The organism is Streptomonospora sediminis (genome assembly GCF_054778995.1).
The window spans coordinates 425059-445845 of sequence record NZ_BAAGYZ010000005.1 but is presented as its reverse complement, the minus strand read 5'-3'; the positions used below and the strand labels follow the sequence as shown (position 1 = coordinate 445845).

At 70.0% G+C, this 20787-nt stretch carries 27 protein-coding genes; 17 read left to right on the top strand and 10 right to left on the bottom strand.

Annotated elements, in window-relative coordinates; genetic code table 11:
• Positions 1 to 522 carry a Clp protease N-terminal domain-containing protein gene (locus ACYVD5_RS02615; protein WP_460999221.1) on the bottom strand — a complete coding sequence of 174 codons (522 nt, stop codon included), beginning with the start codon at positions 520 to 522 and terminating at the stop codon, positions 1 to 3.
• A gap of 213 nt (positions 523 to 735) precedes the next feature.
• Entirely contained in the window at positions 736 to 1431 is a 696-nt protein-coding gene (locus tag ACYVD5_RS02610; protein ID WP_460999220.1) for a class I SAM-dependent methyltransferase, read from the bottom strand.
• A gap of 283 nt (positions 1432 to 1714) precedes the next feature.
• Here ACYVD5_RS02610 and ACYVD5_RS02605 point away from each other — a divergent pair, with 283 nt between their 5' ends.
• The 4 genes from ACYVD5_RS02605 (at position 1715) to ACYVD5_RS02590 (ending at position 4646) form a co-directional block, all read left to right on the top strand.
• The gene (locus ACYVD5_RS02605; RefSeq protein ID WP_460999219.1) at positions 1715 to 2623 is read left to right on the top strand and encodes an SDR family NAD(P)-dependent oxidoreductase; all 909 of its coding nucleotides are present in this window, start codon (positions 1715 to 1717) and stop codon (positions 2621 to 2623) included.
• Between the two features lie 107 nt (positions 2624 to 2730).
• Positions 2731 to 2994 carry a phosphoribosyl-ATP diphosphatase gene (locus ACYVD5_RS02600; RefSeq protein ID WP_460999218.1) on the top strand — a complete coding sequence of 88 codons (264 nt, stop codon included), beginning with the start codon at positions 2731 to 2733 and terminating at the stop codon, positions 2992 to 2994.
• Positions 2995 to 3078: 84 nt separating this feature from the next.
• The gene (gene hisG / locus ACYVD5_RS02595) at positions 3079 to 3933 is read left to right on the top strand and encodes an ATP phosphoribosyltransferase (protein WP_460999217.1); all 855 of its coding nucleotides are present in this window, start codon (positions 3079 to 3081) and stop codon (positions 3931 to 3933) included.
• Positions 3930 to 4646 carry a spermine/spermidine synthase domain-containing protein gene (locus ACYVD5_RS02590; protein ID WP_460999216.1) on the top strand — a complete coding sequence of 239 codons (717 nt, stop codon included), beginning with the start codon at positions 3930 to 3932 and terminating at the stop codon, positions 4644 to 4646. The genes hisG and ACYVD5_RS02590 overlap by 4 nt, the downstream gene beginning before the upstream one ends.
• A gap of 84 nt (positions 4647 to 4730) precedes the next feature.
• On the opposite strand, the gene ACYVD5_RS02585 is transcribed toward ACYVD5_RS02590, so the two are convergent.
• Positions 4731 to 5303 (bottom strand): DUF998 domain-containing protein, encoded by a 573-nt coding sequence (locus ACYVD5_RS02585; protein ID WP_460999215.1) that lies wholly within the window; start codon positions 5301 to 5303, stop codon positions 4731 to 4733.
• A gap of 342 nt (positions 5304 to 5645) precedes the next feature.
• Between ACYVD5_RS02585 and ACYVD5_RS02580 the strand changes: the two genes are divergently transcribed.
• Entirely contained in the window at positions 5646 to 6455 is an 810-nt protein-coding gene (locus ACYVD5_RS02580; RefSeq protein WP_460999214.1) for a hypothetical protein, read from the top strand.
• Positions 6456 to 6826: 371 nt separating this feature from the next.
• Here ACYVD5_RS02580 and trxA read toward each other — a convergent pair whose 3' ends face one another.
• Positions 6827 to 7210, bottom strand: a complete 384-nt coding sequence (gene trxA / locus ACYVD5_RS02575) for a thioredoxin (RefSeq protein ID WP_460999213.1) — start codon at positions 7208 to 7210, stop codon at positions 6827 to 6829.
• A gap of 268 nt (positions 7211 to 7478) precedes the next feature.
• On the opposite strand from trxA, the gene ACYVD5_RS02570 reads away from it, so the two are divergent.
• The 9 genes from ACYVD5_RS02570 (at position 7479) to ACYVD5_RS02530 (ending at position 12005) form a co-directional block, all read left to right on the top strand.
• Positions 7479 to 7880, top strand: a complete 402-nt coding sequence (locus ACYVD5_RS02570) for a YidH family protein (RefSeq protein WP_460999212.1) — start codon at positions 7479 to 7481, stop codon at positions 7878 to 7880.
• Complete coding sequence (locus tag ACYVD5_RS02565; RefSeq protein ID WP_460999211.1) at positions 7844 to 8299, top strand: DUF202 domain-containing protein; 456 nt, start codon at positions 7844 to 7846, stop codon at positions 8297 to 8299. Before ACYVD5_RS02570 ends, ACYVD5_RS02565 begins: the two co-directional genes overlap by 37 nt.
• 122 nt (positions 8300 to 8421) lie before the next feature.
• A complete protein-coding gene (locus ACYVD5_RS02560) occupies positions 8422 to 8802 on the top strand; it encodes a hypothetical protein (RefSeq protein ID WP_460999210.1) in 381 nt (126 codons plus the stop codon).
• On the top strand, positions 8793 to 9320 hold the full coding sequence (locus ACYVD5_RS02555) for a DUF6879 family protein (RefSeq protein ID WP_460999209.1): 528 nt from the start codon (positions 8793 to 8795) through the stop codon (positions 9318 to 9320). Before ACYVD5_RS02560 ends, ACYVD5_RS02555 begins: the two co-directional genes overlap by 10 nt.
• Positions 9321 to 9326: 6 nt before the next feature.
• The gene (locus ACYVD5_RS02550) at positions 9327 to 10163 is read left to right on the top strand and encodes a helix-turn-helix domain-containing protein (RefSeq protein ID WP_460999208.1); all 837 of its coding nucleotides are present in this window, start codon (positions 9327 to 9329) and stop codon (positions 10161 to 10163) included.
• A 56-nt stretch (positions 10164 to 10219) separates the two neighbouring features.
• Positions 10220 to 10465 carry a hypothetical protein gene (locus tag ACYVD5_RS02545; protein ID WP_460999207.1) on the top strand — a complete coding sequence of 82 codons (246 nt, stop codon included), beginning with the start codon at positions 10220 to 10222 and terminating at the stop codon, positions 10463 to 10465.
• The gene (locus tag ACYVD5_RS02540; protein ID WP_460999206.1) at positions 10462 to 10608 is read left to right on the top strand and encodes a hypothetical protein; all 147 of its coding nucleotides are present in this window, start codon (positions 10462 to 10464) and stop codon (positions 10606 to 10608) included. Before ACYVD5_RS02545 ends, ACYVD5_RS02540 begins: the two co-directional genes overlap by 4 nt.
• Before the next feature lie 150 nt (positions 10609 to 10758).
• Positions 10759 to 10887, top strand: a complete 129-nt coding sequence (locus ACYVD5_RS02535; RefSeq protein WP_460999205.1) for a hypothetical protein — start codon at positions 10759 to 10761, stop codon at positions 10885 to 10887.
• Positions 10884 to 12005, top strand: a complete 1122-nt coding sequence (locus tag ACYVD5_RS02530) for a methyltransferase domain-containing protein (protein ID WP_460999204.1) — start codon at positions 10884 to 10886, stop codon at positions 12003 to 12005. Before ACYVD5_RS02535 ends, ACYVD5_RS02530 begins: the two co-directional genes overlap by 4 nt.
• 187 nt (positions 12006 to 12192) lie before the next feature.
• Here the strand turns inward: ACYVD5_RS02530 and ACYVD5_RS02525 are convergent, their stop codons facing one another.
• The 3 genes from ACYVD5_RS02525 to ACYVD5_RS02515 form a co-directional block, all read right to left on the bottom strand.
• Complete coding sequence (locus ACYVD5_RS02525; RefSeq protein ID WP_460999203.1) at positions 12193 to 13185, bottom strand: NAD-dependent epimerase/dehydratase family protein; 993 nt, start codon at positions 13183 to 13185, stop codon at positions 12193 to 12195.
• A gap of 77 nt (positions 13186 to 13262) precedes the next feature.
• Complete coding sequence (locus tag ACYVD5_RS02520) at positions 13263 to 13976, bottom strand: PIG-L deacetylase family protein (RefSeq protein WP_460999259.1); 714 nt, start codon at positions 13974 to 13976, stop codon at positions 13263 to 13265.
• A gap of 161 nt (positions 13977 to 14137) precedes the next feature.
• Positions 14138 to 14857: a WbqC family protein gene (locus tag ACYVD5_RS02515; RefSeq protein WP_460999202.1), complete on the bottom strand. Its 720-nt coding sequence runs from the start codon at positions 14855 to 14857 to the stop codon at positions 14138 to 14140.
• A 364-nt stretch (positions 14858 to 15221) separates the two neighbouring features.
• Here ACYVD5_RS02515 and ACYVD5_RS02510 point away from each other — a divergent pair, with 364 nt between their 5' ends.
• Positions 15222 to 16838: a glycosyltransferase family 2 protein gene (locus ACYVD5_RS02510; RefSeq protein WP_460999201.1), complete on the top strand. Its 1617-nt coding sequence runs from the start codon at positions 15222 to 15224 to the stop codon at positions 16836 to 16838.
• A gap of 132 nt (positions 16839 to 16970) precedes the next feature.
• Positions 16971 to 17399, top strand: coding sequence for a DUF3817 domain-containing protein (locus ACYVD5_RS02505; RefSeq protein WP_460999200.1), 429 nt, complete (start codon positions 16971 to 16973; stop codon positions 17397 to 17399).
• On the opposite strand, the gene ACYVD5_RS02500 is transcribed toward ACYVD5_RS02505, so the two are convergent.
• Positions 17372 to 18382 (bottom strand): SURF1 family protein, encoded by a 1011-nt coding sequence (locus tag ACYVD5_RS02500; protein WP_460999199.1) that lies wholly within the window; start codon positions 18380 to 18382, stop codon positions 17372 to 17374. The two genes, ACYVD5_RS02505 and ACYVD5_RS02500, sit on opposite strands and share 28 nt — an antisense overlap.
• 530 nt (positions 18383 to 18912) lie before the next feature.
• Between ACYVD5_RS02500 and ACYVD5_RS02495 the strand changes: the two genes are divergently transcribed.
• On the top strand, positions 18913 to 19245 hold the full coding sequence (locus ACYVD5_RS02495) for a helix-turn-helix domain-containing protein (RefSeq protein ID WP_460999198.1): 333 nt from the start codon (positions 18913 to 18915) through the stop codon (positions 19243 to 19245).
• Positions 19246 to 19344: 99 nt separating this feature from the next.
• Here the strand turns inward: ACYVD5_RS02495 and ACYVD5_RS02490 are convergent, their stop codons facing one another.
• Together ACYVD5_RS02490 and ACYVD5_RS02485 are read right to left on the bottom strand one after the other, a co-directional pair.
• Complete coding sequence (locus ACYVD5_RS02490; protein WP_460999197.1) at positions 19345 to 19956, bottom strand: ATP-dependent Clp protease proteolytic subunit; 612 nt, start codon at positions 19954 to 19956, stop codon at positions 19345 to 19347.
• A complete protein-coding gene (locus ACYVD5_RS02485) occupies positions 19953 to 20657 on the bottom strand; it encodes a ClpP family protease (protein ID WP_460999196.1) in 705 nt (234 codons plus the stop codon). The genes ACYVD5_RS02490 and ACYVD5_RS02485 overlap by 4 nt, the downstream gene beginning before the upstream one ends.
• Between the last annotated feature and the right edge of the window lie 130 nt (positions 20658 to 20787).

Below are 20787 nucleotides of genomic sequence, written 5' to 3'. Positions count from 1 at the left end.
TCAGCCGCTGAGGCGTTCGGTGGTGGCGCGCAGGGCGGCGGGGTCGATGTCCGCCCGGGCGAGTACCCGGCCGGCCGCCGACTCCGGAACGCGCAGGATGCCCAGTAGCAGGTGGCCGCTGTGGATCGTGCCGCCCTTGCCCGCCAAGCAGGCCTCCAGCGCCTGCTCCAGCGACGACCTGGCCGCCGTGGAGAAGCGGATGTGGCCGCTGGTGGCACCACGCAGCCGCCCGAGCAGGCCGCGCCTCTGCGGGGACCCCTCGGCTTGCGCGTCCGCTCCCACACCCGCGGGTTCGGGGTCGGGGGCCGCGGCCTGCGGCGGGACCTCCTGCCGTACCAGGGTGCGCAGGGCGTCGATGCCGGTGCCGTGCTCGTGCAGCGCGCGGGCGCCGGTGCTGTTGCCGTCGGTGAGCAGTCCCAGCAGGAGGTGCTCGGTGCCGATGCGGCGGTGTCCGATCGTGCGCGCTTCGTGCTGGGCCTGCACGACGGTCTGGCGTGCTTCCGGTGTGAATCGCTCGAACATCTGGGAACCCTGCTTTCCGTTGCGGTGTGCGCCGGGCCGTGGTGCCCGCCTGTTTGTCAACTTATGTTGACCGCATGGCAGTGTCAACTGAAATTGACCAGAAGGCGGATCGGCTGCCGGGCACCCGCCGGCCCGCCGGCTTGCCGCCGCGCGAAAGTGCGCCGCAAGCCGGCTTCCGGGGTGGGCGCGGAATGTGCGCCCGAGCGGCCGGGCTCAGTCGGTAGCGGGTTTGCGCAGGTGGTGGATCCAGGCCGGCGGGATATTGGCCAGGACCCGCTCGGTGCCGATGCCGTAGCGGTTGACCCATTCCTCCACCACCCAGCTCGACCGGGCCTGGCGGAGGTAGTCGGCGCGGGGGGCGACGACCGCCTTGACCTGCTTGGTGTAGAGGTAACCGAACAGCGAGACGCGGCCGCCGGGGCGCAGTACGGAGAAGTAGTACTCCAGGATCTCGCGGACTTCCTCGGCCGTGAAGTTGGCGAAGGGGAGCCCGGAGACGATCACGTCGTAACTGCGGTCGGGGCCGAGGTCGGTGACCAGTGCCTGGTGCAGGTTCGCGCTGTCGGCGATCAGGTTCAGGTCGGGGTCGGAGACAAGGAGTTCGGCCAGGTGGTCGGCGAACTCGGGGTTGGGTTCGACCAGGTCGATCGTGTCGCCCTTGCGCATGTGCTGGGCGATCACCCGGGAGACGGCTCCGGTGCCGGACCCGGCCTCCAAGATCGACAGCGGGGCGTTGGGGTCCTCGCGTTCGTCGACGAACCGGGAGAGCGCGTGCCCCAGGGCGCGGCTGCTGGGAGCCACCGCCCCCGTAGCGCGGAAGGTGCGTGCTGCCTGCCGGACGAACAGCCCGGCATCGCGCAGCCGCGAATCTAGACCAGTGGATTGCAGTGGATTCTGTGGCGCTGCCATGCCAGAACGGTAGTGCCTATCACCGTAAGCCGCAGGTTAGCCGGTCCGGCGTGTGACGTGTAGCATAACCGGGTTTTCCCGCGAGAGCGGATGGCATGTGGCGCATCCGACAATTCCGGCGGAGCCGGGCGTTGCATAACGGGTTGCCGACAAGAGGCGGACCTATGGCGGATACGCGCCGAGCCGCGGGTAGAGGTGCGCCGCGGGCAGGCCCGCGATAGTGGGCAGCAGACCCGAAACCACCGAGATCCGGACGCACGCCGCCTGTGTAGGGAGAACAGCAGTGAGCGAAACCGAGGGCACCCCCGAACCGGAAACCGCGCCCGCGCCCTCCGGCGGGCGCCCCGGGCGCCGCACAGCACTGGTCACCGGCGCGTCGTCGGGCATCGGCGAGGAGTACGCGCGCCGGCTCGCCCGGCGCGGCTACAACCTCGTGCTGGTGGCGCGCCGCAGCGAGCGGATCGAAGAACTGGCCGGCGAGCTGACCGGCGAGTGCGGCGTGGACGCCACCGCGCTACCGGCCGACCTCGCCGACCCCGACGACCTGGCCCGCCTGGAGGAGCGGCTGCGCGCCGACGGCACGGGCGGCGGCGACGGCGCCGCACCCGTCGACCTGCTCGTCAACAATGCCGGCATGGGCGGCGGCGGCGAGTTCGCCGAGCAGGACCCCGGCGAGGTCGACACCATGCTGGACCTCAACGTCCGCGCCGTCCTCCGGCTCGCCCGGGCGGTCATCCCGGTCCAGGCCGCCCGCCGCAGCGCGGCCGGGCTGGCGCCCGGTGCCGCGCCGCGCATGGGCGTCATCAACGTGTCCTCGATGGCCGGGCAGTTGGCGGCCAACCCCGGCGGAGCCGTCTACGGCGGCACCAAAGCGTTCATCCGGCTGTGGAGCGAGAGCGTGTCCTTGGAGGTCGCCGGAATGGGGGTGCAGGTCACCGCGGTCCTGCCCGGTTTCGTGCGCACCGAGATGACACGGCGGGTGCAGGAGAGCGGCGTGCCCGACCTCGCGTTCGTGCCCAAGGAGCGCGTCGTCACCGAGTCCCTGCGGGCCTGGGCCGCCGGGCGGACCTCGGTCGTGCCCGGACCGCAGTACAAGACCGCCGACAACCTGCTGCACCTGATCCCCCGCACCCTGGTCAAAAACGTCGTACGGCGCAGTGGCGCCAAGGGGGTACTGCGCAAGCTGGAGTGAGCCCGGCCGCATAAGCCGCTCGTCATCCGCTGTTCCGCCGAGCGGGGTCACGACCGGGGGCGGCGTGCGCCTAGGCTGGGAGGGCACGCCGCCTGAGGAAAGTGATCATGAAGACCTTCGATGAGCTGTTCGCCGAGCTGTCCGAGAAGGCGCGTACCCGGCCCGAGGGCTCGGGCACCGTCGCGTCCCTGGACTCGGGCGTGCATTCCATCGGCAAGAAGGTCGTCGAAGAGGCCGCCGAAGTGTGGATGGCCGCCGAGTACGAGTCGGACGATGCCGCGGCCGAGGAGATCTCCCAGCTGCTCTACCACCTCCAGGTGCTGATGCTGGCGCGCGGGCTGCGCCTCGGGGACGTCTACCGGCATCTGTAGGCCGGTCCGGGCCTTGCCGCCGCGACCGGCCGCCGCCGAGCCCACCCCTGCCCGCAGTCGACGCTCAACGAGGACACTCCTGCCATGGCCGACCAACTCCGAATCGCCGTGCCCAACAAGGGCCAACTCGCCGAACCCGCCAGCGCAATGCTCCGCGAAGCCGGCTACCGCCAGCGCAAAGACTCCCGCGACCTTGTGCTGGTCGACCCCGAGAACGAGACCGAGTTCTTCTTCCTGCGCCCCAAGGACATCGCCGTCTACGTCGGCGAAGGCATCCTGCAGGCCGGAATCACCGGCCGCGACATGCTGCTCGACTCCGGTGCGCCCGTCGAGGAAGTGCTGCCGCTGGGATTCGGCGGCTCCACCTTCCGCTTTGCGGCGCGCGGCGGCTCGTCGATGACAACCGCCGACCTCGAAGGCAAGCGGATCGCCACCTCGTTCGAAGGGTTGCTGGAGCGCTACCTGAGCGAACGGGGCATCGGCGCCCGCGTCATCCACCTCGACGGCGCCGTCGAGAGCTCCATCCAACTGGGCGTGGCCGACCTGGTCGCCGACGTGGTCTCGACCGGCACGACCCTGCGCAACGCCGGGTTGGAGCTGTTCGGCGAGCCCATCCTGGAATCCGAGGCCGTGGTCATCCGCCCGCGCGGCGCCGCCGAGGACCCCAAGATCGAGCAGCTGCTGCGCCGACTGCGCGGGGTGCTGGTGGCGCGCGACTACGTGATGATGGACTACGACGTCCACGCCGAACAGCTCGACGACGCCGTGGCGCTGACCCCCGGCATGGAGGGCCCCACGGTATCGCCGCTGCACCGCGAGGGCTGGGTGGCCGTGCGCGCCATGGTCCCCCGCAGCACGGCCCAGCGCATCATGGACGACCTGTGGGAACTCGGCGCCCGCGCGATCCTGGTCACCGACATCTACGCCTGCCGGCTGTGACCTTCGGGCCGTCCGCAGCAGAACCCGAGGTCGTCGACCGCACGGTAGGTGCCACCGGCGGCGAGCTGGTGCTGCGCCGCGCCGGCGGGCACTTCGAGATCATCAGCAACGGCGTGTTCCTGATGGACACCCGCGACGGCGCCTCCGAGCGGGAGATGGTGCGGGCCTGCCTGGAGCCGCTGCCCGCTGCGCGCGGCGGCGGTTCCGGGGCGCGGGTGCTGATCGGCGGCCTCGGCGTCGGTTTCTCCGCGCGTGAGGCGCTGGACGACCCGCGGGTGGAGCACGTGCTGGTGGTCGAGCTGGAACCGTCGGTGGTCGAGTGGCACCGCGGCCCGCTGGGCGCCGCCGCAGGCCGGCCCGCCGCGGACCCGCGGTGCGAGGTGGTCTGCGCCGATTTCGTCACCTGGGTCGCCGAGGCGGCCGAGCGCGCCGCGGTAAAGGGCCCGTGGGCCGACGCGGTCTGCCTGGACATCGACAACGGCCCGGGCTGGACGGTGAGCGAGGGCAATGGCCGGCTCTACCGGCCGGCGGCCCTCGCACAGCTCCGCCGGCTGCTGCGCCCGGGCGGCACGCTGGCGTTCTGGAGCGCCATGCGCGCTCCGGCGTTCGCCGACCTGCTGCACGCGGAGTTCGGCGCCGTAGAGACGATCGACATCCCGGCCCGGGCCGGCGAGCCCGACCTCATCTACCTCGTCCGGACCCCGGACCGGTAGGCGGACGCCTGCACAGGCCCGCGGGGCCTTCGGCGACGCCTGCCGGGCACCGTCCGCCGACCTCCTGCCATCGGCGTTCGTTCCTCAAGCAGGTGTTCGCATCGCGCGGACCTCCAGTGCGATGAGCCAGGTCCATCCGATGATGTTCGTCAGGCGTTGCCAGATACCGAGGGTGTCGGGCGCTGCCAGAGCGACGACGAAGGTCGCCGGCATGGCGACGCCCGCGAGGATGCAGTACCACCGCCACAGTGGGGTGGCGCGCCAGCCCGAGGCGGCGAAGCAGGCCGCTATCAGCGCAGCGGAACTGACGGTTCCCACAACGTTGTGGGCCAGGCCGTGCCAGGTCGGATCGCCGGTCGGTACCGGATCGGAGACGAATACCCCGGAGAGAGCCAGGCCCATTCCGACGAGGACGACGAACCTGCCCGTCCAACGGTTCACTGTTTGCGATATCGCCGAGGCGGACGCCGTGACCAGCAACCCGGAGATGATGAAGTTGGCGATCTGCAGCCACCCCCCGCGGCCGATCCCGGCCTCGCTGACCGCGTCGCTTACCGGGTTGTAATCCGGCTTGATGGCGTCGTTGACAAGGAAGAGCAGCATGAACAGAGCCGCGCCCGCAGCACCGCATAAGAGCAACCGCTGTCGTGGATTCATCGCGCGCACAGGTATCCCAAGGATTCGAGCCGGAGTCCGTCGTGGGCCGGTCGGCCGCCACGGTGACGACAGCCTATGCCGTCACCGGAACTGGCCGGTGCTCCGGGTATGGCTGTCTCCTGCCGACTCGGGCGTTGACGGTGGCCTGCGGTGCCTCGGGCCCTCTGGGTGGTGATATGGCTCCTGGCCGTGCCCTATCCCCGAGATTGCCGGATGATGGCGGGGCGACGATGGCGATCCGCTCCCCCTGCGGCCAAGGCGGCGCCGCAACCGGCCTTGTAGGTTCGTCGTGAACGCCAGCGCCAGCTTCTGACCCCGCACGCCGCACCGGAAAGGCCCCTCGTGCACGAGGAGACCCCCCCACTCCCCGACGGCCCCCCCAACCCGTTTGCCTCCGGCCGGTTCCTCGCGGCCGCCGCCACTGTCGGCGTGCTCGTGGTCATGGGGTTGGTCGTGACCATCATCATGCTGATCGAGGGCAGCTCGCCCGACAGCTCCTCGTCCCCGTCCTCCGAGCAGAGCCAGGAAGGCGCGGTCGGCGAACAGGAGTACCCCGACGACCCAGCGACCTCTGCGGTGCCGCGTAGCGACGGTAGCGAGAGCGTCTGCGGCCTCGCGGGCGCAGAGGCCACCGACTTCACCGCTTGGCCCCAAGACACCACCTGGCAGACGGTGGGCACCTTGGAGGCGCCCTCCAGCACGGTGCACGGGCCCGGACAGACCGAAGACAACGGCTACCGCCACTGCTATGCGAAATCGCCCTCCGGCGCGGTGATGGCGGCCACCAACTTCACCGCCATGGGCACCGACCCCCTCATCACCCCGGACCTGGCCGAACACATGCTGGCCGAGGGCGAGGGCCGGCAGGCGGTGCTGGAGGAACTGGAGTCAGGCGGAGCCGGCTCCGACACGAGGACCCCCGGCCACATCGGCGGGGCCAAACTCGTGTCCTACACCGGCGAGCGGGCCCGGGTGGAGATCGCTCTGGTCATCGAGGAACCACAAGCCATCGCGGCCCACTCGGTCGACTTGCGCTGGGCGGACGGCGACTGGAAAGTCGTCACCCGCGACGACGGGCAGATGATCATTCCCCAGGTCATCATCTACTCCCTGGACGGCTACGTGCTGGGCCCTGAAGAAGAGGATGGGTAGGGAGAGCTATTCGGGGTAGCTCGTGCAGTTCCCCTCAATCTGGAGGAACTTCAGCGGCACTGCCAACCCGAATCGGGTCGCCGCGAGCTTGTCCGACAGCTCGAGGTCGCCTTCCTCTGGCCGTCACTGCTCTTCGAGTCCCACTTCCTCGGGACTCCGCCCGTGGCACGCATGGCACTCCAGGTGTGCGGTCCTGTATTAGCACCCCAACCCCCTGGTGGCGAGGGCCCTGGGCCGGTGCGTGGGAGTGTTGCGTCGGGAGCCCCCCCGCGGGTTACTTGTCGTCCTGTCGCCGATATTTCGGGGATCCCGGACCCGCGGCACGATTAAGGGGCGCGCCGTGCGGCACGCCCCTTAATCGGCTGTGCGGTTCACTCCGCTGCGGCCTCGCCGTCGGCCTGCTGCTTCTCGATCTCCTTGCGGACCTCGTCCATGTCCAGGTCGCGGGCCTGGCGGATGAGGTCTTCCAGGCTCTCCTTCGGCAGGGCACCCGGCTGGGCGTAGATCACGGTCTTGTCGCGCACGACCATCAGCGTCGGGATGGACTGGATGTCGAAGCTCGCGGCGAGCTCCTGCTGGTCCTCGGTGTCGACCTTGGCGAAGACCAGGTCGTTGTGCTTCTCGGAAGCCTCTTCGTAGACCGGGGCGAACTGCTTGCAGGGGCCGCACCAGGACGCCCAGAAGTCGATGAGAACGAACTCGTTCTCCGTCAGGGTGTCGTTGAAGTTGTCCTTGGTGAGGTCGATCGTGGTCACGAAGTCTCCTGGGTAATGGTTGACGATTGCTTCCCCCGTAGAGCGGTCGTGCCCGCTGTTTTGTTCCGCAAGCGTCGGGGTCAGCACGGATGCGGACGCGTGTGGGGAGGCGCCGTCGGACAGCGTCGCACACGCCGCCCCGATGCTGGCAATCCCGACATTACGCCTGATGAATACCGGTTTGGGAGGAAAAGGTGGCGGTCACTAGGGTCATTGCTGAAGATGATCACCACCGGTCGCCCATCGGGCGGCGGACAGGGGGCAGGCGATGGCCGCGGGCAGAGATCTATCCGCGGGGGAAACGGCCGGAGCCGGCGGCGGCGAGCGCCCCGGCGGATCCAGGGGGCTGGAGCCGGACTACCGGTTCACCCTGGCCAACGAACGGACCTTCCTGGCCTGGATCCGCACCGCGCTCGCGCTGATCGCGGGAGCGGTCGCCGTGCTGCATCTGGTACCGCTGGACTGGCACGCAGGGGTGAAGCTGGCGGTCGGGTTCGCGCTCACCGGTCTCGCGGTCGTCATCACGGTTTATGCGCCGCTGCGGTGGCTGCACGTGCAGAAGGCGATGCGGCGCGAACAGCCGCTGCCCATGAGCGCGCTGCCGGTCATCACCGCCGTCGGGGTGGCGCTGGTGTGCGCCGCCGTCCTGTTCGGGAACTACTGGTCGTGATGGGGCACTGGACGAGCACGGACACGCCCGCGGACATACCGCCGCAGGAGCGCAGCGGTTCCCACGCCCCGTTCGGCGGCGGACTGCAGGCCGAGCGGACCCTGCTCGCCTGGCAGCGGACCCTGATCGTGCTCATCGCCGTGGCGCTGCTCTACCTGCGCGACCCGGTCGACACCGCGCAGGCGGCCGTCAGCGAAAACGCGGTCTACCGCCTGTTCCCAGTGCTGGGAGTGCTGCTGGCGGTGGGGTTTCTCATCGTGCACCTGCGCCGCCGCTGGCGCTCCACCGGCCACGGCCTGTGCGACGACCGGACCGGCCGCCCACCCGCTCCGGTAGCGCGCCCCTGGGCACTGGTACTGGCCAGCGCGGCAACGGCGCTGCTGGCGTTCGCGGTGGCTGTGGGCGCGGTGCTCGGTTAGGCCGGAGCCGGAGTTGGGGACGCGGGTGGTCGTGGTTCGGCCGCCCTTGACTCACCCCGACATCCGCGCCGACGATTACGAGGTGAGCAAACCGGAGCAATCCGAGAGCGGGGGACATTCGCATGCAACTACGGTTCCTCGGCAAGGAGAGTAAAAGCGGCGACAGCCCTACCCTCTACGCCACCGACCGCGACACCTACCTCGTCCAGGGCTACACCGTCCCACCGGCGATGCGCGCGAACCTTGACCTGGCCGAAGGGAACACCTGCGTGGTGATCTACGATCGGCTACTCGGGCACCTCGCCCGCGACGGCATCACCGGAACGCCGCACCGCCGGCGCCCCATCATCGCCGCCGTCAACGAGGAGTCCAGCGTGATCGAGGGAGCCGTGGTCACTGACACCCGGGCGCGCGCCCGCATGCGCATCCCCGACCACGAGGATTGCGTGGAGATCCCCAAGGCCGCCCTCGCCGCCCTGATGGGAGTACCCGGTTGGACCTGATCAGTCCCGAGCAGCGCAACAAGCTGTTCGAGACCTTCGAGAGCGATGCGTTCCACCTGGAACTGCGCGACACCTACCACGTGTCCGGCGAGGAAGACCCGTTCACCGCCTGGTTGGACGGTGTGCCCGACGACCAGGCATGGCTGCAGCCCTGGCTGGACCTGATGCGTTCGGCCACCGCCTTGGGCCGCACCGTGCGGCGGGTGCGCGTGGTCACCGAACCCGTCTCCGACTACATCCGTTTCGAGCACGAGGGCACCGCCGACAACATCGCCGCCGGTGAGGACATCCGGTGGCTACCGCGCCACCACCTCCCCGAAGGGCTGGCGCTTCCCGCCGGCGGGCGGGACTGGTGGCTCTTCGACGATCGGCTCCTGGCCGTCGGCCACTTCGACGCGCATGGCCGCGTGCTCGGCTCCGAGCTCGTCACCGATCCTCAGACCGCGGCCGAGTGCGTCCGCGTCCGCGATGAACTGTGGGCGTTGGCCATCCCGCACGACACCTACGCCCCCCGCTGAGCCTGCATGTCCAGTCAGGCCCAGCAAGCACGGGAAGCGCTGGGGGGCCGCCTGCGCGACCTGCGCAAGGATGCCGGTCTGACCGGGCGGGCCCTCGCCGCCGCCGCGGGGTGGCAGCTCTCCAAGGTCTCCAAGATCGAGCACGGCAAGCAGAACCCCACCGAGGACGACATCCGCACCTGGTGCTCCCACTGCCGTGCTGAGGACCAGGTGGGCGACCTCATCGCCACGGTCCGCCACGTCGAATCGCTGTGGATGGAATGGCGCAAGGTCCTGCAGACGGGAACCCGCCGACGGCAGCGGACCTCGATCGGACTGTATGAGCAGACGCGGCAGATCCGGGTATTCGAGCCCGCGATGGTGTGGGGTTCGCTCCAGACGGCCGAGTACGCTGCCGCGGTACTGCGCACGGCCGTGGAGTTCTACGGCATCCCCGATGACGTGGAGGAGGGCGTGGCCGCGCGGATGGAGCGCCAGCAATTCCTCTACCGCGGGTACCGCCGTTTCTCCTGCTTGCTGGGAGAGCAGGCACTGTACACCAGGATCGGCGGGCCCGACGTCATGCGCGGGCAGCTCGACCGGCTGCTGGCCGCGATGTCGCTGCCGCGGCTGAGCCTCGGCATCATCCCCGCAGCCGGTCCGGGCGGCATCGTTCCAGGGGAGGCGTTCGCCATGTTCGACGACCGCGCCGTCATGGTGGAGACGGTCTCGGCCGAACTGACGATCACCCAGCCGCGCGAGATCGAGCTGTACGCGAGGGCGTTCACCCGGCTGCAGCAGTCCGCGGTCTACGGCCAGGCCGGGCGGGACCTGATCCACCGGGCTGCTGACTACCTGAGTTGAAGCAAACCAAAGCAAACATCTCGCGCCCGAGGTGCGCCCCTTTCTAGCTTCGTTGCATGGCTACCGCATCCCCGGATCCCGGCCTTGACGGCCTCAACGAGACCTACGCCGACCGGTGGCGCGTGTGGCGTTCGGTCGACGAGTACGGGCGGCACGCCGCCTGGTGCGCCACCAACCTCGATCCCGCCGGCGACCGGGTGCCGACATTGCACGCCCACACGCTGGCGGAGCTGGAACGGCAGATGGCGGACCCGCCCCGGCGCGTCCGTACCGGCTTGCCGGACCTGCGGGCGCCGCGGTGACCCGCGGCAAGCCCGAGAGGGGCCAGGACCGCGACGACCCGCCGTATGAGCCGCCGCGGCGGATCTCGGGTACCGAGTGGGATTCGGACTACGACGAGGCCGTGCTGCCGCCTGACCGGATGACCTACGGCCCGCAGACCTGATGAACGGCCGCGGCCACACAGACCTCCGCGCGCCGGTGTGGCGGATCACCGCCCCCGAGGGGCCCGGCGCGCGGAGCCACACCCCCTGCCCCCGGTGCGGCGCGGCACCGGGCAGGGCCCACCCACCCCCACAAGAGGAGGACACACAAGATGGCACAGTGCAGCATGTGCGACGGGACCGGCGTCGTCTGGACCGAAGGCGACGGCGACGGCAAGAGCCCTTGGAAATCCCGCAAACCCATCCCCTGCCCCGCTTGCAACGGGAAAGGCCACAAATGACCGACTGGTCGCCGGCGCGAGCGGAACTCGCCGCCGCACTCGACACCGCCCCCGAAATCGCCGCCGCCTTCGCAGCCGTGCCGCGGGAAGCGTTCATTCCCGACCGGGTCTGGCCCACCCACCTCGGTGACCCCCTGGACCGCGCCGACGACCCTCGCACATGGGCGGAGCTGATCTACGCGGACCAGCCCATCGTCACCCAGGTCGATGACGGCCAGGTCGGCGGCATCGGACGGCCCTCGTCCTCGTCGTCCATGCCGTCGATGATGGCCCGGATGCTCCAGGCCGCCGACCTGGGCCAGGGGTCGCGGGTGCTTGAGGTCGGCACGGGGACCGGCTACAACGCGGCGGTGCTGTGTGAACTGGTCGGGGCTGGGAACGTGACCACGATCGAGGTCGACCCCGCGGTCGCCGAGGATGCGCGCCGGCGGCTGGCCGCTCTCGGCCGCAACCCCGCGAGCCTGGTCGGCGACGGGTCGGCGTCCGTCGAGGGCGGCCCGTTCGATGCCGTCATCGCCACATGCAGCGTGATCGGCGTCCCGCCCGCCTGGATCACCCAGACCCGGCCCGGCGGGGTGGTCGTCACCCCGTGGGCGCCGGCGCCGGACCTGCCGAGCGGTCTGCTGGCGCGCCTGGTGGTCGGCGCGGACGGCGCGGCCACCGGCCGGTTCGCCGGTACCTCCAGTTTCATGCGGCTGCGGTCCCAGCGCTGGACCGGCGGGCCGCCGCATGACCTGGACGCCGACCCCGAAGTGCGGACCCGTGCCGACGGCGACCCGCGCGACGTGGTGATGGAGGATGCGGGTCTGCAGTTGGCGCTGATGACCGGCCCGTGGCGGTTGGGGATGCGCTGGGACTCACCGCGCGCGGACCCGTATGTGTGGATCTCGGCCACCACCAGCCCGTCGTGGGTGCGGTTGCACGGTGACGGGCGTGTGGAGCAGGGCGGGCCGCGCCGGTTGTGGGAGGAGCTGGTCGAGGCCCGCCGGTGGTGGGAGGAGAACGGGCGGCCGGCGGTCACCGGATACGGATTGAGCGTCGATACCGCAGGAAACCACCGGGTGTGGTTCGGTGCCCCGGACGGGCCGTCGTGGCGGCACCCGGGGGTGGCCGGGTAGGTCTTGTACCCGGTTGCCTCAGAGCAGGCGGGACAGTCCCGGGGATGCGGGCTGCTCACAACTGAATACGCGCAGGTCAAACGGCTTAAGGGGCCGGACAGCGGGAATCCGGCCCGACACGCCCGCGCTGCGTCGATCAGGAGGCCGCTTCGGCCGGGCTGTCAGAAACGCCGGGCCGATCGGCGGGTCAGGACGCCAGGGCAGCGCGCGGAGGCGGGGCCTGGGCTCCCTTGTGTTCGATGATGGAGTTGATGATGTCGTCGAGCCGCCACTCGGGTTCGTAGTCGATCAGGCTGCCTGCCAGCGCGGTGTCGGGCATGCGCCGCCGCATGTCCTCATAGCCTTCGCCGTAGGCCTCGTCGTAGGAGACGTAACGCAGCTCGCTGTCGGACCCGGTGAGGTCGATGACGCGCCGGGCCAACTCGGCGATGGAGACCTCCTCCAGCCCGCCGAGGTTCACCGCGCGGTTGCAGGCCTCGGGAGTCTCCAGCAGCCGGACCATGGCCGGCACGACGTCGAAGACCGAGCCGAAGCACCGCCGCTGGGTGCCCTCGCCGTAGACGGTGATCGGCTCGCCCGCCAGCGCCTGGTCGACGAAACGCGGCACCACCATGCCGTAGCGGCCGGTCTGGCGCGGGCCGACGATGTTGAAGAACCTGGTGATGACACACGGCAGCCCGGAGTCGCCGCCGTGGATGTAGGCCACCAGCTCGTCGAGTCCCTTTGCCGCGGCGTAGGACCACCGGCTCTTCAGCGGCGAACCCAGGATGCGGTCGGCGTCCTCGGTGATCCCGTCGGCGTCGTTCTTGCCGTAGACCTCGCTGGTGGAGGCGACGAGATAGCGGGCGCCGTGGGCGACGGCGGCCTCGACGACGTTCTCGGTGCCGTGCAGGTTGGTGCGCAGCGACTCCAGCGGTCTGTCCACAATGGTGTGCACACCCACCGCCGCGGCCAGGTGGAAGACGGTGTCGCCGCCGGCGACCACGTCGCCGACCAGTGCTCTGTCGAGAATCGATCCTTTTACCAGCTCGAAACGCGGGTGCCCTTCGAGCTGCTGCAGGTTGGACTCGGAACCGGTGGACATGTCGTCCAGGGCGACGACCTCGTGCCCGTGGGCGATCAGGTGGTCGCACAGATGCGATCCGATGAATCCGGCTCCGCCGGTTACAACGGCCTTCAAGTTGCCTCCCCCTCATCAGGGTGCTGCGTGGAATACGCGGACCTCGGTGGTGCTGCGGGGCTCGGGCCCGTAACAGGTCAGGCCAGGCAGCGCATCGCGTAATACGCCTCGGCGAATGCGACCCCGCCCTGCATCCCGCGCAGCACGGCCAGGCTCTGCAGGGTGAGCTCGGAGCGTGTGTGCGGGTGATCGTGGAACTGGCTGCCGTACAGGCGCATGGCGGCGATCTTGGAATCGATCGCGCCTTGGTCCAACTCGACCAGCATGTTCGGTGCGGCGGCGGGCTCGTAGCGCCACTGATCGGCGGCCTCCTCGTAGGCGAGCATGAGGCCGGGGTGGTGGCGGCGCTGGGCGTTGGAGGGCCGCAGCGCGGTGTGCACGGCCTCGGCCGCCGCCTGGTGGTCCTGGTTGTAGCTCAGCCGGTGCGGCGCGAGCACCACGGTGGGTTCGACGGCGGCGACGCCGATCGGGCTGCCCCGTTCGACCATGTTGGCGACCTCGAAACGCGGTACCGCGTCCAGGCGCAGGTGGTAGTCGTCGCCGGGGAAGGCGATGTGCCAGTCGTCCCAGCGGAAGTGGTCGGCGACCTCTTTGATCTCGCCCACGCGCTCGTTCGCGGTGGAGTAGCCCCGAGCGGAGATATCGGCGGTGTCGCCGACCGTGAGGAACTGGACGTAGACCTCTGCGCCGGCGGACTTCGCCTTGTGCAGCAGCCCGCCGCAGCCGAGTACTTCGTCGTCGGGGTGCGGAGCGATGACCAGGAGACGCTGTTTGGACCAATCGATCATGATGCGGTGTCCTTCGTGGAGGATTGGAGAAGCGGCGCGAAGTGCCGCCGGCGGCCGCCCCCGCGGTCGGTGTGCGGTGTGCGGTGTGCGGACAAGGCCGGATGAGCGGCTTCGGGCTGCGTTCGGATGTGCGGGAATTCGCTGTTGGGGACGGCCGCGCTGGGCTAGCCGTCCGCGGACCCGGCGCGGGTGTCGCGCAGTAGCCGCAGGCCCTCGGCCGGACCGGCGTTGACCAATAAGTCCAGGGCGGCCATCCGGGGGAGGAACTCCGCCTCGACCCGGTTGAACTGCGGGTACTCAGGGTGCCGGAACCGCTGCCACTCCACGTCGATGCCGTACCGGCGGAAGGCCGCGGTGTCGATGTAGCCGCGGGCTCCGTCGCCGGAGAGCATGGATGTGGCGCCCACCTTGGCGGCGATCTGGGCGAGGAGCTCGCTCTTCTGGCCCGGGAACTCGCCGAGCTCGCTGGCGCGCACCACGGGGGTGCGGATGCCGAAACCGTCCAGGACGGTGCGCATGGTCGCCATGGCGAGATCGGACAGGAGGTGCCAATCCTCCTCGTAGATGCGCAGAATTCCCGTGCGGAACTCCTCCCAGAACGGCGCGCCGTTGTAACAGTGCTCCGCCAGCGTGCGGCGGTGTTTTTCGCGCCAGGAGTGGGAGTTGTCGATGGATTTGTCCAAGATTCGCTCGTTGCGGTTGCGTTGTATTACCGGAACGGTCAGCAGTACCGGTCCGCTCTTCGTAGCGACGTAGTTGCGGTTCTGCCACCCCCTGCGCTCGTATTGGACATGGTCGAGTACGACAAAGAGGTCGCTCTGATCCGCCTTGTCGATGAGTCCCAGCCAGGGCAGGTAATGCGGCTGGTGCATGGCGACGCGCACTGCGGTTCCTCTCCGAGATGGTTCCGGCACATGGAGTTGCGCTGACCAGTGCGGACTTCGCGGTGTCGGTCCTTGACGCCGAGTGCGGGGCCGGTCGGTCCGGGATGTGTGTAGGAGGTCGGCGAACACTGCTGATAACGGTTGAAACCAATGGTGAATCCGGAGAAACTGCTGGCATGGGTCCTGCTGCGAGCTCCCCCAGGTATTGCACCAACGGGCACCACGGACCGCAAGGACATGCATTAAGTTTCGTGTGGCCTAGATAGGCCGCCAACTTCCGTGAACTTCTGGCATCTGAGAAACGTCATCTTATTGCTTGCCTTGTCGCCAACGATCGGTCAAACCACCATCAGGAGGACAACCCGTGCGTACGGCGCGTTTCATCGGAAGTTGGCTCGCCGGGGTGATCGCCCTGACGCTTGCCGTGACACTATTTGTGCAGTGGCTGCGGTTCGTGCTCGGCTCGGCGGGCGATGCCACCCCCGCGCCGCTGCTCCTCGGGATGGCCTTCGGGGTCAACCTGTTCGTGTGGAGCCTGGTAGGCGGAGCCCGGCTGGGTGACGACTCGGTGCGGGCGCTGGTCGCGCGCCGGGCGGAGTCCCGGCGCCTTGCGCGGTCCGCTGCCGGCGGGTCCGGCGCCATCGGCCCCGAGCCCGTGCCCGCCGGTGTCGGCGAGGCCGACCGCACCGGCGGCGACCGGGTGCTGGTGCGCTCGGCTACCGCACCCGCCGCCGGCGGGGCAGGCGGCGAGGGCGGCTCCGACACGCCGGGCGGTCCGAACGATCCGGTCGGGGCCGAACCCGCCCGGGGCGCCCACGCGGCCGTTGCCGAAACCGGCGGTGACCCTGATCGGATCCGCCTGGCCGTGGTGATCCCCGCGCACAACGAAGAACCGGTGATCGACGCCGCGATCACCTCGGCGCTGCGGCTCTTCAACCGCTGGGACATCTACGTCGTCTCCGACAGTTCGCACGACGCCACCGCCGACATCGCCGCCGAGACCGGTGTCAACGTGCTGGAGCTGCTGACCAACCGCGGCAAGGCCGGCGCAATCGAGGCGGTCGTCGAGGAGTTCGAGCTCACTGAGCACTACGAGGGCGTGGTCATCCTCGACGCCGACACCGAGCTCGACGCCAAGTACGTCGAGGGCGCCTGCAGACAGCTCGCCGACCCCGGTGTCGCCGCGGTCGCCGGGTTCGTGGTGGCCGAGTGGAAACCCAAGAAGCGCACCGTCGTCGGCCGGCTGATTTCGGCCTACCGCGACCGCCTGTACTGGCTCCTGCAGTACCTGATGCGGTTCGGGCAGACCTGGCGGCACACCAGCACGTCGTTCATCGTCCCCGGGTTCGCCAGCGTCTACCGCACCAGCGCCCTCAAGGCCATCGACATCAACCCCAAGGGACTGGTGATCGAGGACTTCAACATGACCTTCGAGGTGCACCACAAGCGCCTCGGCCGGATCTCGATGAGTCCCGACACACGGGCCTACTGCCAGGACCCGTTCACCCTGGGCGACTACATCAAGCAGGTGCGGCGCTGGACACTGGGGTTCTGGCAGACGGTGCGCCGGCACGGGATCTGGCCCAGCCTGTTCTGGTTCGCCCTGTTCTTCTACATCCTGGAGGTCGTGGTCGTCTCGGTGCTGCTGCTGACCACGGCCCTGCTGGGCGTGTTCACCCTGGCGCCGCCGCTCACGGGGGGCGCGGTGCTGGCGTGGGACGGCTACGCGGCCGGCTATGCGGCCGTCACCGCGGTGCTGCCGCTGACCACCATCCTGGTCGGGCTGTTCGTGCCCGACTACGTACTCACCTGCATCCTCGCCACCGTCCGGCGGCGGCCCAGCTACCTGGTCTACGGGCTGTTCTTCCTGCCGATGCGGGTCATCGACGCGTACCTGACCCTGCGCACCATGCCCCAGGCCTGGACCACGAAATCCGACGGCCGCTGGCAGAGCCCGATCCGCGCATCGCAGGGACTCTGACGGCCGCACCGGGGCGGGTGCGGCCCGCCGGCGTGTGACCCGACCCGCATCGGCGGCGCTCACCACGGCGTTTAGGCTCGATTCAGGCCGAACCACCGCAGCCGCACACCCGCCGACAGCACGAGGTGCCCCGTGGAAAAGAAGCGTCTCCCGTTCACCCTGTACCGGATCCTGGCCTATGTGACGGGCGTCTTCCTGCTACTGCTGACGTTCGTGGCGATGCCGGCGAAGTACCTGATCGGCGAGACCGCGCGGTTCTCGCTCGTGGGCGCGCCCGCGGGCACCGAGACCTTCTTCGGCGAGGAATCGGTGCTGATGCCGCTGGTGGCGATCCCGCACGGCTACGTCTACATGGCATACGTGCTGGTCGTGCTCTGGTTGGCGCTGAACCGGCGCTGGAGCGCACCGCGGACCGTGGGCGTGGCGCTGGCCGGGACCATCCCGTTCGTCGGGCTGTTCCTGGAGCGCCGGCTGACCGGCGCGGAAAAGGCCGGGCAGGCGCAGCCGGCCGGCGCGGCCAAGAGCGGCGGGGCTCAGGAGGTCGGCGCCACCGACAGCTGAGGACCCGCGGCTCCGTCCGCATCGGCCGGGGCGGGGGCGGTTGCCGCAGGAGTGCCTGCGGCGGCACCGCCGCCCGCGGCCGCACCGCCCCCGGCCGACCCGCTGCCGGATGCCGCACCGCCGGGTTCCGGGTCGGCCGGACCCGCCGGTCCGGCACCGCCTCCGGTGCCGCCCGCACCACCGGACGGCCCGCCGCCGGACAGCCCGCCGTCGGCGGAATCGCCGTCGCCGCGCAGCTCGCGGCGCATCAGCGAGATCCAGAACACCAGGACCGCACCGCCGAACACCACCCACTGCCCGGCGTAGCTGACGTTGCGCCAGTTCCATACGGTGCCCTGCGGCGGCTCGGGCGGCGGGATCCTGCGCAGTTGCGTGTCGGCACCGCTGAGCGCGGGGTCGGCCGGGCGCTGCTCGCCGCTGATGATGTAGCCCTCGTAGAGCCGGTAAGGCCACTCGTTGACCAGCAGCGACGGCGCGATCCGGGCGACGTGGCCCTGCGGGGTGTCCATGGGGATGTAGCCGTCCTCGGCCTTGTCGGGCGGGGCCAGCCACCCGGTCACGGCGACCTCGCCTTCGGGCAGGGCCGGGAGCCGGTCGGCGGAGCCGGCGGCGTCCTGGGGGATCCACCCGCGGCTGACCGCGATGGCGGTGTCGTCGCCGGTGACCAGCGGCACCACAACGTAGTACCCCTTCTCGCCCTTGGGTGAGAGCGCCGGCGCGAGCCGCCGGCCACCGGGATCGTAGACGCCGGTGGTGGTCACCGCCTGGTTGCCCTCGCTCTCGGGCATGTACTCGCCCGGTCCGAGCACCTCATCCAGCGGTTGCGCGGCGGCCAGGCGCTCGACGGGGTTGGTCACCACCTCGCGCGAGGGTTCCTGAGCACGTTCGAACTGCCAGTACCCCAGCCCGAGGCATACCGCCACGGCGAGCACGGCCAGCAGATGTATCCCGATCCAGCGGGGCTTGACCAACACAGAGCGCACGTTCCCCAGGCTATGTCCGCGGTTGCGGCCCCGTGTTTTGCCCCCGTATCCAGCGCGTTCTTGACCCTGTGGGCTGCGACTTGGTGCGCCGGTTGAGTGAACATGGATATCACTTTAAGTAATTCGGCGTGACTGAGGGTTGTTTTGGCAGGTCATGATCGGTAGTCTCTGTACCAGAGCGAGAGAGAAAGCTGTTTCGCACGGCGCTCTCGCCACAACATAGAGCTTTGCAGGTCGCGACTCCAGGGGGGAGGAGTCTGCGGCCGTTCCCAAAGGCGAGGGCCGCATCCGTGATTTTGAGGGGGGACACGGAGGCGGCCCTCGCGTCATGCCCGCGGGGACCGGGCCCCCGATTCGCACCCCCGGCGGCCACCGGTCCGAAACCCCGCTGCGCGAGCCGCCCCACCCGCCGGCGCCCGCGATTTCTGCCCGCCGCAGAACGCGCAGGCGGCGCCGCCGCTGCCGTGGCCGCGGCCCGCGCTGCGGCGTAGGCTCGACCCGTCGGGTGCGTGCGTGTTTTGGAGGGCTCCATGGGTGAACAGTCCGCTGCGTGGCACGAGCCGCTGATGCGCGACCTCGTCGGGGGCGTGCTGCGCCGCGCCAGGTTGGAGCAGGGGCGCACACTGCAGGACGTCGCCGACGAGGCCGGGGTCTCGCTGCCGTACCTGTCCGAAATCGAGCGCGGACGCAAGGAGCCCTCGTCCGAGGTGCTGGCCGCGGTCTATCGCGCGTTGGGGCTGCAACTGCTCGACCTGGTCGGCGGCCTGCACACCGAGCTCGCACCCGCTCCGGTACCGCTCGGCGGCGAATTCCGCCCCTCCGGGCCGAACGGCGGCCCCCAGGCGATGCTGCTGGCAGCCTGAGCCGATCCGCCGCCCGGCCCGGGCCCCGGACAGTCCTGCCCAGGGCCCGCACCGCCGGCGCCCGGGCCGCCGGCGCCCGCCATGCTCCGGCCGGAGTGCTCAGGCCGGGCCCACCGCGAGCCTGTCGCCGGAGATCACGGTGTCGACCAGGCCGTAGTCCTTCGCCTCTTCAGCGGTGAAGATCTTGTCGCGGTCGGTGTCGGCGCGCAGCCGCTCGACGCTCTGGCCGGTGTGCCGCGACAGGATCTCCTCGATCTCGGCGCGCACCCGCAGCACCTCGGCCGCCTGGATCTCCAGGTCGGCGGCCTCGCCCTGGCCCTCGCTGGAGGGCTGGTGCAGCAGCACCCGCGAATGACCCAGCGCCAGCCGCTTGCCCGGTGTGCCCGCGGCGAGCAGCACCGCCGCGCCCGAGGCCGCCTGGCCCATGCACACCGTCGAGACGTCGCTGCGCACGTAGTCCATGGTGTCGTAGATCGCGGTCAGCGCCGACGTGGAGCCGCCGGGGGAGTTGATGTAGAGGTTGATGTCGCGCTCGTTGTTCTCGTGGTCGAGGTGCAGCAGCTGGGCCATGACCACGTTGGCGACCCCGTCGTCGATCCCCGTGCCCAGGAAGATGATGCGCTCCGACAGCAGCCTGCTGAACACGTCGTAGGAGCGCTCGCCGCTGGGGGTGCGCTCGACGACCACCGGAACCGTGTACTGCCCGCTCATTTGCTCTCTCCCTGCGCGCCGTGGTTGGGCTGGGCCGGGGTGATCCCCGGCGCGTGCTGTGCTGAGTCGAACCCGAACCTGCGGGCGGTGTCGCCGCCGAGGTCGGCGATGCTCTCGACCACGTGGTCGACGAACCCGTAGTCCTTGGCCTCCTGGGCCGTGAACCAGCGGTCGCGGCGCTGGTCCTCGACGATCCGCTCGATCGGCTGGCCGCTGTGCCGGGCGGTGAGCTCCTGCAGCGTCTTCTTGGTGTGCGACAGGTTCTCGGCCTGGATGGCGATGTCGGCCGCGGTCCCGCCCAGGCCGCCGGATGGCTGGTGCATCATGACGCGCGCGTTGGGCAGGCTGTAGCGCTTGCCGGCCGTGCCCGTGCACAGCAGGAACTGGCCCATGCTGCCCGCCCAGCCCATGGCCAGCGTGGCAACGTCGTTGGGGATGAACCGCATCGTGTCGTAGATGGCCATGCCCGCGTACACCGAACCGCCGGGGCTGTTGATGATCAGCGTGATGTCGCGCTTGGTGTCCTCTTCGGAGAGCAGCAGGAGCTGCGCGCAGATCCGGTTGGCGATCGCCTCGTCCACCTGGCTGCCCAGCACGATCATCCGGCCGTGCAGCAGCCGGTGGGCGATCTGGTCCTCGAACGGTGCGGCCGCGGTCTCGGCGGTGAGCCGCGGAAGCGTGTGCTGAGTGGTTGAGAGCACGTCTCCTCCTTCTAGTGGGTCGTACGTCGCTCTGCTGCCGGTTCGTGCGGGTCCGGGAGCGGCGGTGCTCGCCCGCCTCCGGGCCGGTCCACTCCAGCCTGCGGCCCGCACCCGCGCCGAATCGAGCGTT